This is a genomic window from Pseudomonas sp. SJZ077 (assembly GCF_007993905.1).
GTDB classification, from domain to species: Bacteria; Pseudomonadota; Gammaproteobacteria; order Pseudomonadales; family Pseudomonadaceae; genus Aquipseudomonas; species Aquipseudomonas mandelii.
In genome coordinates this window covers 196,376-209,786 of the sequence record NZ_VIUJ01000009.1, presented here as the reverse complement: position 1 = coordinate 209,786, position 13,411 = coordinate 196,376, and the positions used below count along the sequence as shown (strand labels likewise).

Sequence of the window (13,411 nt, the reverse complement as noted above, 5' to 3'; positions counted from 1 at the left end):
CCTAAGCTTTTTAGAACGCTCTGTTAAAAAGCCCTCTTTCTACCGGCACAATCATGACCGAGATGCTGCTTACGCTTATCAGTGCCGCCCTGATCAACAACCTCGTGTTGCACTGGCCGCTGGGCGTCGATCCGCTGCTGGGCAGCGAGCGCGATCAGGTTCATGCATTGGGTATTGCGACGACGTGTCTGATGCTGATGGTCGGCATACTGGGCTACCCGGCTTATCACTGGCTGCTGGTGCCGCTGGAACTGGCTTCGCTGCGTCTTTTCGTGTTCCTGCCCTTGAGCGTATTGCTGATCGGCCCGCTGCTGAAAGCGCTTTCCCGGTTACTTCCAAAGCTTGCGTTTGATGGCCTCTGGCCGTTGCTGCTGGGCAACGCGGGTGTGCTGGGGCTGGCATTGCTCAACGCTCAGGACGACAAAGGATTCTTCCACGCCACCGCCCTGTGCCTCGGTGCAGGACTGGGGTTCTGGCTGGTGCTCAGCCTGTTCAGTGACTTGCGCCAGCGCACAATCGAAAATGATATTCCCCTGCCCTTTCGCGGCCTGCCGATCGAGCTGATCGGCGCCGGACTGATCGCAGTGGCTTTTCTCGGATTCAGCGGGCTGATCAAAACATGAGTCTGATTCAACGCATCGACGCCCTCTTGCCGCAGACCCAATGCGGCAAGTGCGGCCACCCCGGATGCAAGCCTTACGCCGAAGGCATCGCCAGCGGCGAGCCGATCAACAAGTGCCCGCCAGGGGGCAGCGAAACCATCTCGGCGCTGGCCGAGTTGCTGCAAGTGCCGGTGCTGGAACTGGACGTCAGCCGCGGCTCGGCACCGGCGCAGATCGCTTACATCCGCGAAGCCGAATGCATCGGTTGCACCAAATGCATCCAGGCGTGTCCGGTGGATGCCATCGTCGGTGCTGCCAAATTGATGCACACGGTGATCATCGACGAATGCACCGGTTGCGACCTGTGTGTCGCGCCGTGCCCGGTGGATTGCATCGAAATGCGGCCACTGCCCTTGGCCACGGTGCTGCCGATTGTTGGTGGCCTGGCGTTCAGCCTTGAGGAACAACGGGCGCGCACCGCCAAACGCAATCATGCGCGGCGTCGCTTCGAACAGCGCAACGCCCGTTTGCGCCGCGAGGAAGAGCAGAAACTCGCCGAACGTCAGGCCCGCGCTCAACGCGCCACGCCGCAAAACGAAGTGCCGACGCTCGACCCGGTTCAGGCTGCGCTTGAGCGGGTGCGTGCGCAGAAAGCGGCAAACGCCGATGCGGCGTTGAAAAAAGCCAAGATCGACCTGGCGATGAGTCGTGCGCAACTGAACAAGTCGCTCAAGGCGTTCGGGCATCCGCCGACCTTCGAGCAGCAGTCGCAATTGATCGTGCTGCAACAGCAATTCGAGATGGCAGAGCAAGCCTTGGCCAAGCTGGAAAGCAGCGCGCCGCCCATCCCCGCACCGGCACCCGCCGCGCCAGCGAAGGATGCCGAGCTGAAACGGGCGAAGATCCAGCTGGCCATGCGCCGCGCCGAACTCAACAAGGCGCGAACCGGCGAAGCCGCAGCTGAACAGATTGCAGCGCTGGAACGCGCTGTGATGGACGCCGAGCGTCAGGTGGATGCCTATGTCGCCCCTTGAATCGGTGGACGAACGCCTTCAGCAGGCCATGAAGTGGGTGTTGCTGGCCACGGTGCCGGGCATGCTGGCGTTGTTCTGGTTGTATGGCTGGGGCGTGTTGATCAACCTGATTTTGACGGCTATTACCGCATTGACGGTTGAAGCTGCGGTGCTGCACCTGCGCAAGCAATCGATCAAGCCAACGCTGAGCGACGGCAGCGCGCTCGTCAGCGCGACGTTGCTGGCCTTGGCCTTGCCGCCTTATTGCCCGTGGTGGCTGACGGTCAGTGCGGCGGCATTCGCCCTGCTCGGTAAACACCTTTATGGCGGGGTTGGCAAAAATCCGTTCAACCCGGCGATGCTTGGTTTTGCCCTGGTGCTGGTGACCTTTCCCCAACAGATGACCCTCTGGCCATCGGCCCACGGCATGAGTCTGCTCGGTGGCTTGCAACAGGTCTTCGGCTTCGGTCAGGCGCCAGATGCCTGGGCCCAGGCCACGGCGCTGGACAGCCTGCGAATCAACAAAAGCCTGACCATGGATGAACTCTTCGCGAGCAATCCGGCGTTCGGCCATTTCGGCGGACGCGGTGTGGAATGGGTCAACCTGGCCTTTCTCGCTGGCGGCGCGTTTCTTCTGCAACGGCGGGTGTTCACCTGGCATGCACCGGTCGGCATGCTTGCCAGTCTGTTCATCATCAGCCTGTTGTGCTGGAACGGTTCGGGCTCCGACTCCCATGGCTCGCCGCTGTTTCACCTGCTCACCGGCGCGACCATGCTGGGCGCGTTTTTTATTGCCACCGAGCCGGTGTCCGGCGCGAAGAGCCCCGGTGCCCGATTGTTGTTCGGTGCCGGCGTGGGATTACTCACCTACCTGATTCGTACTTGGGGCGGATACCCCGACGGTGTAGCGTTTGCCGTGTTGTTGATGAACCTTGGCGTCCCGGCGCTGGAGCGGTTAGTCGCGTCCAGGCAGGAGCAGATGGCCCCATGAACCGAGCGACGAGCGTTGTGATGCTGGTGCTGCTGGCCGGGTTGGGAATTGGCGTGACGTACGTCGTGCAGCACGCTAGCGAACCGCGCATCAGTGCGCAACAGCGCTTGATCGACAGCCGCAACCTGCTGGACCTGCTACCGCCAGACAGCTACGACAATCAGCCGTTGGACCAGCCACTCGCCCTCGAAAACATCCGGCTGTCCAACAGCACGCTGCTGGGCGGCTATTTGGCGACCAAGGCCAGCCAACCGAGCGCGGTGTTGCTGCGCAGCCAGACCTTGGGCTACGAGGGCTCCATCGAGCTGCTGATCGCCATCGGCGCCAGCGGCAAGTTGCTGGGGGTCAAGACCCTCAAGCAATCGGAAACCCCAGCCCTGGGCGGCAAGATCGCCGACTGGCCCAATACCTGGCTTCAGGTGTTTACTGGCAAGTCGCGAAACGCCCCCGGCGACACCGGCTGGGCCTTGAGAAAAGACCAGGGTCAATTCGATCAGATAGCGGGCGCGACCATTACTTCACGGGCGGTAATCAGCGCCGTTCATGACGCGTTGCGTTTCTTCGACGAACACCCGCAACAGCTAATCGGGAGCAGTGCGCATGAATAAGACATCGACACTGCGCAACTCTCTGATGCTTGCGCCTCTGATCGGAGCTACGCAGGCCTGGCCGACCGCTCTCGGCCTGTGGCTGATGTTCTTCGTAGTGATCAATGCATATGACCTCAGCATGGCCGCCTTGCGATCACGGCTGATCCCGTCCACCCGCTTGCTTGCCAGCATCCTGTTGGCCGCCACGTTGACCAGTTGCGCGGAACTGGCCGCGCAGGTCGCGTCACTTCAATGGCATCAGCACGCGGGGATCTATGCAGGATTGATCGCCTTGCAATGTGTGGTGCTGGAGCACAATGGTTTTTTCCAGGAACCGCGGCTTGATCGCCTGCGTTTGTGTGGCCTGTTTGGCGCGCTATTGGTGGGGCTAGGCCTGCTGCGCGAGGTTATCGGTAACGGCGGTCTGCACCTGGCCACGCTGGTCCCTGGCGGATTCATTCTCTTGGGACTGCTGATCGCCGCCTGGCAGGCCTGGCACCGACCGACTCCCTCACACTGACCGACATCGAGGAAACGCACTGTCCATGAATGCCGCAAAACGTCTGGAAATTTTCCGCAGGTTTCACGAAGACAACCCGGAACCGAAGACCGAACTGGCCTATTCCTCGCCGTTCGAATTGCTGATTGCGGTCATTCTGTCCGCCCAGTCGACCGATGTTGGTGTGAACAAGGCCACCGCCAGACTCTATCCGGTGGCCAACACGCCGGCGGCGATCTATGCCTTGGGCGTCGAAGGGCTGTCGGAATACATCAAGACCATCGGCCTGTTCAACAGCAAAGCGAAAAACGTGATCGAAACCTGTCGTTTGCTGGTTGAGCGCCATGGCGGCGAGGTTCCGCAAACCCGAGAGGAACTGGAGGCGCTGCCCGGCGTCGGCCGCAAGACCGCCAACGTGGTGCTCAATACCGCTTTCCGGCAACTGACTATGGCCGTGGATACCCACATTTTCCGAGTCAGCAACCGCACGGGCATTGCTCCGGGCAAAAACGTGGTCGAGGTGGAGATGAAGCTGATGAAGTTTGTCCCCAAGCAATACCTGCTCGATTCACACCATTGGCTGATCCTTCATGGACGCTACGTTTGCCTGGCCCGCAAGCCTCGTTGCGGGAGCTGCCGGATCGAAGACCTGTGCGAATACAAGCAAAAGACCTCGGACGATTGAGGCAGTATTAGTTTTATTGATTCATCGATTGAAAAAATCTTTTTTACCCGCCGGGAGTTTGTCGATATAAGGAGCGCCAAAGGCAGTCTTAGCCTGGAGTTAACCTTATGAGCACTGGCAAAGAGCAATTGGACGTAGAAGACGACTTCACACCTGTTGAGACCGATGACGCTGAACCGGTGGTTGAAGTGGCGAAGACCAACCTGAGCAAACGCCGCACCATTGACAATCTGCTGGAGGAGCGTCGACTGCAAAAGCAGTTGGCCGATTACGATTTTGACCTTTGACACCTGAAAGCCTCCCGAAACGGAGGCTTTTTACTGGGTGCTGCCCGCCCCCCGATGAACGCCCTTTCATCACGCCTCGTCAATCGCCAGTGCGCTCATACCAGTCCATTACGTTGAGCGAGTTCGATCAGATCAACCAATGAGCGAGCATTGAGCTTCAACAACAGGCGTGTCTTGTAAGTACTGACCGTTTTATTGCTGAGGAACATGCCATCGGCAATCTCCTTGTTTGTCTTTCCTCGAGCCAACTGTTGCAACACCATCATTTCGCGCCCGGATAGACGATCCACCATATCGGCTTCACTGGCATTCCCGAGACTGGAGCGAACGGTATGCAGCGCTTGATTCGGAAAGTAGCTGTAGCCCGAAAGCACGGCCTTTATCGCACTGAGCAATTCAGTGAGATCCTGTTGTTTGCAGACATACCCCGCGGCCCCCGACTGCATGCAACGCATGGAAAAATGTCCGGGGGCCTGAGAGGTCAGGATCAGCACTTTAAGAGGCATCGCTGTTGTGGTCAGACGCGCAATGACTTCCAGCCCGTCCAGCTTCGGTATCCCAATATCCAGAATGACAATATCCGGCATAAGTTCGCGGGCAAGTTGTAACGCATCCACACCGTTATCTGTTTCTGCAATGACTTCGTAGCCATGACGTTCCATCAGCATACGTACCGCAAGACGAATGACGGGGTGATCATCCACGATCAGCACTTTATTCATGGGCAAGTCCAATTTCGCTGTTCGAATTTTTAGAGCCCGCACAATAGCCTAGTCGTTTCATCCGTGGCATGCCGCCCCCCTCGGCCACCCGCAGCGAAAGACATTCCCTACAAACAAGCAGGACATGTCTTACAAAAATCAGACGAATACTGTGTGTCTTAAATTTTATCGCCCCGGCGGCACGGTGCTTTCAAAATTGTTTTTGTATCGATTTACATCAGGAAATCAAAGAAACCAGAGGTTGACCGAAGGATCCGACAGACGCTGACGATTGAGCTACGCTAAAAAACAACCGATATTTTCAGGCGAACATTCACACTCGCTCGTTAAAAATCAAGACGTGACCACTAATCAACTTACAACAACCCTTACACCAGGCAACACTTCAGAAACAGCAATAAACGCCACACTTACCAAAACAACAATAACAAAAATACCCGAGGCGCAAATAATACAGCTACTATGACTCCCGTTAACAAACCCACTAAAAGGACACCCCCAAAACAGCAGACCGCCTTCCCGACTCCGACAACTTACCAACACCCGAAACCTCTCCATAAATTGATCGAGAACAGACAATCTTCCATGAGCAAACAACATGAACAAACTCAAAATAAGAATTTCCAACCCCATGACAATCATTGCAATATTTGCAACACTGTCTGAAACTTCGGCTGCTATCTCTCTTCCATTTCTCGACAATAAGGAACGAGAGATCTATATCTGGTTCCTTATCAGCTTTCCCTTTTATTTGCTCTTCCTATTCTTCGCCACACTCAACTTCAACTATCGATCGCTTTACGCGCCCTCTGATTTTGAGAAAGGCAAGCATTTCATCAAGGCCATGACCGATGCCGATCACGCGCAAGTCAATACACCCGAGCATTTGATTGAGCACCCCTTACGCTCATCGGTGTTGCTAAAGGATCTGCACATCGTCGATGCACGATGGATGAGCAACAAAATGGACTTCAACACTTTGATGGAAAAGATCCAGCAACCACAGGAAAACCCTGCGCGCGTGATCGTGTTCCTAACCTGTACTGATTCAGAGGCGTTACTGAAGGAAGGCGCACACAAGCATTCGAAACAAACAAAGAAACGCAACAGCACTACGTTCTGGGTTGCCTACAATTTGAGCTCACATGGCATGACGACGATGGCTTGAACGCCAATAGCAGAAGACCGATTGCGACGGGCAGTCGGAGAGTAAAGCAGACGAAAGCTTATTTGTAACAACAACAAGAAAGTTGATACATGATACCCGGCAGGAAAAATCCCTCTTTCAGAAATGTGGCCTTGTCACTGACAAGGCCACATTTCCATTACCGTCGTTGCAGCTTCAAAGATCTCAGAAAAGCTTCCGGCCTTTGTTTGCAGCAATGCGCATGCGCAAGGCGTTGAGCTTGATGAAGCCCGCTGCGTCGGCCTGGTTATAGGCGCCGCCGTCTTCTTCGAAGGTCGCGATGTTGGCATCGAACAACGATTCGTCGGACTTGCGACCGGTGACGATCACATTGCCCTTGTACAGCTTCAGGCGCACAACGCCGTTCACGTGTGCCTGGGACGCATCGATCATTTGCTGCAGCATCAGACGCTCAGGGCTCCACCAGTAACCGGTGTAGATCAGGCTGGCGTATTTAGGCATCAGCTCGTCTTTGAGGTGAGCCACTTCGCGGTCCAGAGTGATCGATTCGATCGCACGGTGAGCGCGCAGCATGATGGTGCCGCCAGGAGTTTCGTAGCAACCACGGGACTTCATGCCCACGTAACGGTTCTCGACGATGTCGAGACGGCCGATACCGTGTTCGCCACCGATACGGTTCAGGGTCGCCAGCACGGTGGCCGGGGTCATTTCGACGCCGTCCAGTGCCACGATGTCGCCGTTGCGGTAGGTCAGTTCCAGGTACTGCGCCTTGTCAGGAGCCTTCTCCGGGGAGACGGTCCATTTCCACATGTCTTCTTCGTGCTCGGTCCAGGTGTCTTCCAGCACGCCGCCTTCATAGGAAATGTGCAGCAGGTTGGCATCCATCGAGTACGGGGATTTTTTCTTGCCGTGGCGCTCGATCGGGATATTGTGCTTTTCAGCATAATCCATCAGCTTTTCACGGGAGAGCAGGTCCCATTCGCGCCAAGGGGCGATCACTTTCACGCCAGGCTTCAGTGCGTAGGCGCCCAGTTCGAAACGAACCTGGTCGTTACCCTTGCCGGTGGCGCCGTGGGAAATGGCGTCAGCGCCGGTTTCGTTGGCGATTTCGATCAGGCGTTTGGCGATCAACGGGCGAGCGATGGAAGTACCCAGCAGGTACTCGCCTTCGTAAACGGTGTTGGCGCGGAACATCGGGAAAACGAAATCGCGCACGAATTCTTCGCGCAGATCGTCGATGTAGATCTCTTTCACGCCCATGGCCTGAGCCTTGGCGCGTGCAGGTTCAACCTCTTCGCCCTGACCCAGGTCAGCGGTAAAGGTCACCACTTCACAGTTATAAGTATCCTGCAGCCACTTGAGGATCACCGAAGTGTCCAGGCCGCCGGAATACGCCAGAACGACCTTGTTTACGTCCGCCATGCCATCACTCCACGGGGTTCTACGGAAAGCCGTGAAGTCTACCGGTCATACGGAATAATTTACAGAGGCGCGACAGCTTATGACGACGAAGCGACAGATTCTGTCGAGCGAGCGACGAATTCAGCAAACTCAGGATGTCGCCGAAGAGCTTCCCGGCGTCGTGGTTTGAGGCGCGACTTTCTCGGTCGGTGCCACCCGCTCCAGGCGCACCGCGACCCGGCGATTCTTCGCGCGGTTGGCGGCGCTGGTGTTCGGCGCCACAGGGTAGCGCTCACCGTGGAAACGCAGGGTGATCTGCGATTCCTGGATGCCATTGGCCTTGAAATAGTCCATCACCGCCAACGCCCGGCGGCGTGACAGCTCGCGGTTGGTCAGGCGATTGCCGCTGTTGTCGGAGTGCCCGTCGAGTTCGATGTGATTGACCGTCGGATCCGCTTTCATGAACTCCAGCATCACCTGCAACTGCGCCTTGGCTTGCGAATCAAGATCAACGCCTTCACCCGGGAAACCGATCTCGGACTGTTTGACCTGCTCGAAATTCTTCGGCAGCAGTTTCGCCACGCAACCCTGGTAGTCGTTGAAGGCCTTGCTGAACTTGACCGGCAACAGGCGCACTTCAGAGACGCGGCCATCACCAGAGGAATGCCGGATGACCGGACTGCGGCCATCCATCAACCCGCTGATCAGGCGCCCGGCCTGAACTTGCGAACTGTTGAACAACACGTTGCCGCTGCCGATTCTCACCGATCCCAGATTGATGTCGCCACGTCCCGGTTGCCACGGCGCAGCGGCCGCCAGCAGGGTTGCTGAACCGCCACCGATCATCGCATTGTAGGCTTTCAGACGAAACGTCGCCTGCTCGCCGGCGCGGCGCACGAATTCACCCGAACCGAAATCGGTAATCGGTTGAGTCAGGCGGCATTCGAACTTGTCACCTTCGACCGTCCACTCGATGCTCTCCAGACGTGTCTGGAAAGTGAGCGCCATCGCAGGGAGGCTGGCAAACACACTGAGCAAGGCTAAATAACGCTGGCGCACGGGAGGCTCCACTGGCTTCTACAACAAAAAGACCGACACACATATTTACGGCATACCTGTTGGATATCGGAAGCTTCCTGCAAAACTTGATAGCGAGTGCCTGAGAGAGTCTTTTCCGGTAGCATTCCCCAGAGTTTGACCCGCCTGGAATCCCCTCATGTCCGACCGCCTGACCCTGCTGCGTCCCGACGACTGGCATATTCATCTTCGCGATGGTGCTGTGTTGACCAATACCGTTGCGGATGTCGCGCGCACCTTTGGTCGCGCCATCATCATGCCCAACCTGGTACCTCCGGTGCGTAACGCCGCTGAAGCCGACGGCTATCGCCAGCGGATTCTCGCTGCACGTCCGGCCGGCAGTCGTTTCGAACCGTTGATGGTGCTGTACCTGACCGACCGCACCCAGCCCGACGAAATTCGCGAGGCCAAGGCCAGCGGTTTCGTTTACGCCGCCAAGCTGTACCCGGCCGGCGCGACCACCAACTCGGACTCGGGTGTCACCAGTATCGACAAGATCTTCCCTGCACTTGAGGCCATGGCCGACGTCGGGATGCCCTTGCTGATTCACGGTGAAGTCACCCGCGGCGATGTCGATGTGTTCGACCGCGAAAAAATCTTCATCGATGAGCATATGCGTCGTCTGGTCGAGCGTTTCCCGACGCTCAAAGTGGTGTTTGAACACATCACCACCGCGGACGCCGTGCAGTTCGTCAACGAGGCTTCGGCCAACGTTGGCGCGACCATCACCGTGCATCACCTGCTGTACAACCGCAATCACATGCTGGTGGGCGGGATTCGGCCGCACTTCTATTGCCTGCCGATCCTCAAGCGCAACACCCACCAGGAAGCCCTGCTCGACGCTGCCACCAGCGGCAGCAACAAGTTCTTCCTCGGAACCGACTCGGCGCCTCACGCCCAGCACGCCAAAGAAGCGGCCTGCGGCTGTGCCGGTTGCTACACCGCTTATGCGGCGATCGAGATGTACGCCGAAGCCTTTGAACAACGCAACGCGCTGGACAAGCTTGAAGCCTTCGCCAGCCTCAACGGCCCGCGCTTCTATGGCCTGCCGGTGAACACCGATCGCATCACCCTGGTCCGCGATGAGTGGACCGCCCCAACCAGCCTGCCATTTGGCGAGCTGACCGTAATCCCGCTGCGCGCCGGTGAAAAACTGCGCTGGCGCCTGCTGGAGGAACACGCGTGAGTGAAGACCATTTCGACGACGAACAGGACGGTCAAGGCGGCGGAGGTGGTTCGCGCCACCCCATGGCTGAGCGCTTCCGTGGGTACCTGCCAGTTGTTGTCGACGTTGAAACCGGTGGTTTCAACTCTGCCACTGACGCCCTGCTGGAAATCGCCGCGACCACGATCGCCATGGATGAAAAAGGCTTTGTGTATCCCGATCACACCTATTTCTTCCGCGTCGAACCTTTTGAAGGCGCGAACATTGAAGCCGCGGCGCTGGAATTCACCGGGATCAAACTCGATCACCCGCTGCGTATGGCGGTGAGCGAAGAAACGGCCCTGACCGATATCTTCCGTGGTATCCGCAAGGCCCTGAAAGCCAACGGCTGCAAACGGGCAATTCTGGTTGGGCACAACAGCAGCTTTGACCTGGGTTTCCTCAACGCCGCTGTCGCACGCCTGGACATGAAACGTAACCCGTTTCACCCATTCTCCAGTTTCGATACCGCGACCCTCGCTGGCCTGGCTTACGGTCAAACCGTACTGGCCAAGGCTTGCCAGGCGGCGGACATCGACTTCGACGGTCGTGAGGCTCACTCGGCGCGCTACGACACCGAGAAGACGGCCGAGCTGTTCTGCGGCATCGTCAATCGCTGGAAACAAATGGGCGGCTGGGAAGACTTCAACGACTGATCCCGGTCGCTGAATTTCTCCCAACCATAAAAAAACCGGCCTCAGTGGCCGGTTTTTTTATGCCTCGAACGTGCCTTACAGCGCAGCAGCGTTCTCGGTCAGGTAAGCCGCGACGCCTTCGGTCGAAGCAGTCATGCCTTTGTCGCCTTTTTTCCAGTTGGCAGGGCAGACTTCGCCGTGCTCTTCGTGGAATTGCAGCGCGTCGACCAGACGGATCAGCTCTTCCATGTTACGGCCCAGCGGCAGGTCGTTGATGATCTGCGAACGGACAACGCCTTTGTCGTCGATCAGGAACGCGCCACGGAAAGCCACGCCGCCTTCGGACTCAACGTCGTAGGCCTTGGCGATTTCGTGCTTCATGTCGGCAGCCATGGTGTAACGAACCTGGCCGATACCGCCATTGTTCACCGGGGTGTTGCGCCATGCGTTGTGGGTGAAGTGCGAATCGATCGACACCGCGACCACTTCAACGTTGCGCGCCTTGAAGTCAGCCATGCGGTTGTCCAGAGCGATCAGCTCGGACGGGCAAACGAAGGTGAAGTCCAGTGGGTAGAAGAACACCAGGCCGTATTTGCCTTTGATGGCCGAGGACAAGGTGTAGCTGTCAACGATTTCGCCATTGCCGAGGACGGCAGGTACGGTGAAGTCCGGGGCTTGTTTGCCTACGAGTACGCTCATTGAATATCTCCTGGTCTATATATCGTGAAGAACTGGGTTCGTGTCAGCCTGCCACCCTCAGGCGACAGCCCTGTGACACGCCCCCCTTCGCAAGGACCGACCATCATACACGGCGTTTTTGGGCTGTCCTCAACGGTTTTTCAACCGCGCGTCAAATTGGTCGTCGCGACAGGTGATGGCAGAAGCCCGGATGAAAACCGTTCGTCAGTCATACTCGCTTATAACGCGAAGCTTTCAGAAAGCACTTTGACAATCATTCTCGTTAACATTAAGATCCATCGCAACTGAGTCACCACCAGCGACGGTTCTTAGCTTATGTATGTCTGCCTCTGCACTGGCGTCACCGACGGTCAAATCCGCGATGCAATCTATGAAGGTTGCTGCAGCTACAAAGAAGTCCGCCAGGCCACTGGCGTAGCCAGCCAATGCGGTAAATGCGCCTGCCTTGCCAAGGAAGTGGTGCGTGAAACCCTGACCAAATTGCAATCGGCCCAGGCTGCGATTCCTTTCCCTGTAGAATTTACTGCCGCGTAACTACCCTATTCCAAAGAACCGGACTTGATGTCCGGTTTTTTTATGTCTGAAAATCAACTGCTTACGCTCCAGACGCGGAACACAAACATTCTTATTCCGATTAATTTTCATTTAAGTTTCAATAACTTAGGTTTGACACTCTTAGTTGTGCGGCTCAAACTCCGCCTTATTGACAGCTAATACAGGGCAGGACCCCATCATGAAAGGCGACATTACAGTCATCCAGCATCTCAACAAGATCCTTGCCAATGAGCTGGTCGCGATCAATCAATATTTTCTGCATGCGCGCATGTACGAAGATTGGGGTCTGAACAAGCTCGGCAAGCACGAATACCACGAATCCATCGACGAGATGAAACACGCGGACAAGCTGATCAAGCGCATCCTGTTCCTCGAAGGCCTGCCGAACGTCCAGGACCTGGGCAAGCTGCAGATCGGCGAACACACCCAGGAGATGCTCGAATGCGACCTGCGTATTGAGAAAACTGGTCATGCCGACCTCAAGGTTGCCATCGCTCATTGCGAAACCGTGGGTGACTTCGGTAGCCGTGAATTGCTCGAAGATATCCTTGAGTCCGAAGAAGAACACATCGACTGGCTGGAAACTCAACTGGGCCTGATCGATAAAATCGGTCTTGAGAACTATCTGCAATCGCAGATGGGCGAAGAGTAAGTTAGCGCCCGCTAAACTCGAGACAATAAAAAGCCCCGCACTCTTTTATAGAGGCGGGGCTTTTTAATGCCCTTTGTCTCGTCCTGAACAAGGTTTGCACCTGTTTCAGGACGAAACATCTGCAGGAGCGAAGCTTGCTCGCGAAAGCGCTAGTCCAGTCAACTTATGTGCTGAATGTTGTACCGCTTTCGCGAGCAAGCTTCGCGCCTACAGGTACAGGGTCAGGCTTCGGTCTTGTTCGCAGTAGCCGCTTCAACGGCAGCCTTGATCGTGGCCTGCAGCGAACCATCAGCCGACATTTCAGTCATGATGTCGCTACCGCCGACCAGCTCACCACCGACCCACAGTTGCGGGAAGGTTGGCCAGTTGGCGTATTTTGGCAGGTTGGCGCGGATTTCCGGGTTCTGCAGGATGTCCACGTAAGCAAACTTTTCACCACATGCCATCACGGCCTGCGCGGCTTTCGCGGAGAAGCCACACTGCGGGGCATTCGGCGAACCTTTCATGTAAAGCAGAATGGTGTTGTTAGCAATCTGCTCTTTAATCGTTTCGATGATATCCATGGAGCACCTCGGCTGAACTTTCCGACTCAGAGGTCGGCACGGTGGCGCATTGTAACGGAAACCCGAGCGCCATGCTCGGTCTCCCCGAC

17 protein-coding genes are annotated in these 13,411 nt (G+C 56.8%); 12 read left to right on the top strand and 5 right to left on the bottom strand.

All coding sequences use genetic code 11. From position 1 onward, the window contains the following. The first annotated feature begins 53 nt into the window (after positions 1-53). The 7 genes from FBY01_RS16050 to FBY01_RS16020 all read left to right on the top strand — a co-directional run bounded on the left by FBY01_RS16050 (position 54) and on the right by FBY01_RS16020 (position 4,667). Positions 54-623, top strand: a complete 570-nt coding sequence (locus FBY01_RS16050) for an electron transport complex protein RnfA (protein ID WP_145308546.1) — start codon at positions 54-56, stop codon at positions 621-623. Next, positions 620-1,636, top strand: a complete 1,017-nt coding sequence (gene rsxB, locus FBY01_RS16045; RefSeq protein ID WP_083375854.1) for an electron transport complex subunit RsxB — start codon at positions 620-622, stop codon at positions 1,634-1,636. The genes FBY01_RS16050 and rsxB overlap by 4 nt, the downstream gene beginning before the upstream one ends. After that, positions 1,623-2,606: an RnfABCDGE type electron transport complex subunit D gene (locus FBY01_RS16040; RefSeq protein WP_145308544.1), complete on the top strand. Its 984-nt coding sequence runs from the start codon at positions 1,623-1,625 to the stop codon at positions 2,604-2,606. The genes rsxB and FBY01_RS16040 overlap by 14 nt, the downstream gene beginning before the upstream one ends. Continuing rightward, positions 2,603-3,214, top strand: a complete 612-nt coding sequence (locus FBY01_RS16035) for an RnfABCDGE type electron transport complex subunit G (protein ID WP_083375852.1) — start codon at positions 2,603-2,605, stop codon at positions 3,212-3,214. Before FBY01_RS16040 ends, FBY01_RS16035 begins: the two co-directional genes overlap by 4 nt. Further along, the gene (locus FBY01_RS16030) at positions 3,207-3,716 is read left to right on the top strand and encodes an Rnf-Nqr domain containing protein (protein WP_145308542.1); all 510 of its coding nucleotides are present in this window, start codon (positions 3,207-3,209) and stop codon (positions 3,714-3,716) included. The genes FBY01_RS16035 and FBY01_RS16030 overlap by 8 nt, the downstream gene beginning before the upstream one ends. A 25-nt stretch (positions 3,717-3,741) precedes the next feature. Further along, positions 3,742-4,380: an endonuclease III gene (nth, locus tag FBY01_RS16025; RefSeq protein ID WP_083375850.1), complete on the top strand. Its 639-nt coding sequence runs from the start codon at positions 3,742-3,744 to the stop codon at positions 4,378-4,380. Positions 4,381-4,487: 107 nt separating this feature from the next. After that, on the top strand, positions 4,488-4,667 hold the full coding sequence (locus FBY01_RS16020) for a PA3496 family putative envelope integrity protein (RefSeq protein ID WP_010457665.1): 180 nt from the start codon (positions 4,488-4,490) through the stop codon (positions 4,665-4,667). A 95-nt stretch (positions 4,668-4,762) separates the two neighbouring features. Here the strand turns inward: FBY01_RS16020 and FBY01_RS16015 are convergent, their stop codons facing one another. Further along, the gene (locus FBY01_RS16015) at positions 4,763-5,389 is read right to left on the bottom strand and encodes a response regulator transcription factor (RefSeq protein WP_010457667.1); all 627 of its coding nucleotides are present in this window, start codon (positions 5,387-5,389) and stop codon (positions 4,763-4,765) included. 598 nt (positions 5,390-5,987) lie between these two features. On the opposite strand from FBY01_RS16015, the gene FBY01_RS16010 reads away from it, so the two are divergent. After that, positions 5,988-6,557: a hypothetical protein gene (locus FBY01_RS16010; RefSeq protein ID WP_010457670.1), complete on the top strand. Its 570-nt coding sequence runs from the start codon at positions 5,988-5,990 to the stop codon at positions 6,555-6,557. Positions 6,558-6,740: 183 nt separating this feature from the next. Here FBY01_RS16010 and FBY01_RS16005 read toward each other — a convergent pair whose 3' ends face one another. Both FBY01_RS16005 and FBY01_RS16000 read right to left on the bottom strand, forming a co-directional pair. Continuing rightward, complete coding sequence (locus tag FBY01_RS16005; protein ID WP_007898502.1) at positions 6,741-7,958, bottom strand: argininosuccinate synthase; 1,218 nt, start codon at positions 7,956-7,958, stop codon at positions 6,741-6,743. 129 nt (positions 7,959-8,087) lie between these two features. Further along, positions 8,088-8,996 carry an OmpA family protein gene (locus FBY01_RS16000; protein WP_102594577.1) on the bottom strand — a complete coding sequence of 303 codons (909 nt, stop codon included), beginning with the start codon at positions 8,994-8,996 and terminating at the stop codon, positions 8,088-8,090. A gap of 157 nt (positions 8,997-9,153) precedes the next feature. Between FBY01_RS16000 and pyrC the strand changes: the two genes are divergently transcribed. Together pyrC and rnt are read left to right on the top strand one after the other, a co-directional pair. Continuing rightward, complete coding sequence (gene pyrC, locus FBY01_RS15995; protein ID WP_145308540.1) at positions 9,154-10,200, top strand: dihydroorotase; 1,047 nt, start codon at positions 9,154-9,156, stop codon at positions 10,198-10,200. After that, positions 10,197-10,874 (top strand): ribonuclease T, encoded by a 678-nt coding sequence (rnt, locus tag FBY01_RS15990; RefSeq protein WP_008155580.1) that lies wholly within the window; start codon positions 10,197-10,199, stop codon positions 10,872-10,874. The genes pyrC and rnt overlap by 4 nt, the downstream gene beginning before the upstream one ends. Positions 10,875-10,949: 75 nt before the next feature. Here rnt and FBY01_RS15985 read toward each other — a convergent pair whose 3' ends face one another. Next, positions 10,950-11,552, bottom strand: coding sequence for a peroxiredoxin (locus tag FBY01_RS15985; RefSeq protein ID WP_010457682.1), 603 nt, complete (start codon positions 11,550-11,552; stop codon positions 10,950-10,952). A gap of 315 nt (positions 11,553-11,867) precedes the next feature. Here FBY01_RS15985 and FBY01_RS15980 point away from each other — a divergent pair, with 315 nt between their 5' ends. After that, positions 11,868-12,086, top strand: a complete 219-nt coding sequence (locus FBY01_RS15980) for a bacterioferritin-associated ferredoxin (protein WP_007943567.1) — start codon at positions 11,868-11,870, stop codon at positions 12,084-12,086. A gap of 199 nt (positions 12,087-12,285) precedes the next feature. Continuing rightward, positions 12,286-12,759, top strand: a complete 474-nt coding sequence (gene bfr / locus FBY01_RS15975; protein WP_010457685.1) for a bacterioferritin — start codon at positions 12,286-12,288, stop codon at positions 12,757-12,759. Positions 12,760-12,980: 221 nt separating this feature from the next. On the opposite strand, the gene grxD is transcribed toward bfr, so the two are convergent. Further along, positions 12,981-13,322: a Grx4 family monothiol glutaredoxin gene (grxD, locus tag FBY01_RS15970; RefSeq protein ID WP_145308538.1), complete on the bottom strand. Its 342-nt coding sequence runs from the start codon at positions 13,320-13,322 to the stop codon at positions 12,981-12,983. Positions 13,323-13,411 lie beyond the last annotated feature (89 nt).

Coding starts and splice junctions, on each gene's coding strand:
- FBY01_RS16030 (WP_145308542.1), top strand. CDS start 3,207: ATGAATAAGACATCGACACTGCGCAACTCTCTGATGCTTGCGCCTCTG.
- FBY01_RS16015 (WP_010457667.1), bottom strand. CDS start 5,389: ATGAATAAAGTGCTGATCGTGGATGATCACCCCGTCATTCGTCTTGCG.
- FBY01_RS16020 (WP_010457665.1), top strand. CDS start 4,488: ATGAGCACTGGCAAAGAGCAATTGGACGTAGAAGACGACTTCACACCT.
- FBY01_RS15980 (WP_007943567.1), top strand. CDS start 11,868: ATGTATGTCTGCCTCTGCACTGGCGTCACCGACGGTCAAATCCGCGAT.
- FBY01_RS16050 (WP_145308546.1), top strand. CDS start 54: ATGACCGAGATGCTGCTTACGCTTATCAGTGCCGCCCTGATCAACAAC.
- FBY01_RS16035 (WP_083375852.1), top strand. CDS start 2,603: ATGAACCGAGCGACGAGCGTTGTGATGCTGGTGCTGCTGGCCGGGTTG.
- FBY01_RS15985 (WP_010457682.1), bottom strand. CDS start 11,552: ATGAGCGTACTCGTAGGCAAACAAGCCCCGGACTTCACCGTACCTGCC.
- bfr (WP_010457685.1), top strand. CDS start 12,286: ATGAAAGGCGACATTACAGTCATCCAGCATCTCAACAAGATCCTTGCC.
- rsxB (WP_083375854.1), top strand. CDS start 620: ATGAGTCTGATTCAACGCATCGACGCCCTCTTGCCGCAGACCCAATGC.
- FBY01_RS16040 (WP_145308544.1), top strand. CDS start 1,623: ATGTCGCCCCTTGAATCGGTGGACGAACGCCTTCAGCAGGCCATGAAG.
- grxD (WP_145308538.1), bottom strand. CDS start 13,322: ATGGATATCATCGAAACGATTAAAGAGCAGATTGCTAACAACACCATT.
- FBY01_RS16010 (WP_010457670.1), top strand. CDS start 5,988: ATGAACAAACTCAAAATAAGAATTTCCAACCCCATGACAATCATTGCA.
- FBY01_RS16005 (WP_007898502.1), bottom strand. CDS start 7,958: ATGGCGGACGTAAACAAGGTCGTTCTGGCGTATTCCGGCGGCCTGGAC.
- pyrC (WP_145308540.1), top strand. CDS start 9,154: ATGTCCGACCGCCTGACCCTGCTGCGTCCCGACGACTGGCATATTCAT.
- nth (WP_083375850.1), top strand. CDS start 3,742: ATGAATGCCGCAAAACGTCTGGAAATTTTCCGCAGGTTTCACGAAGAC.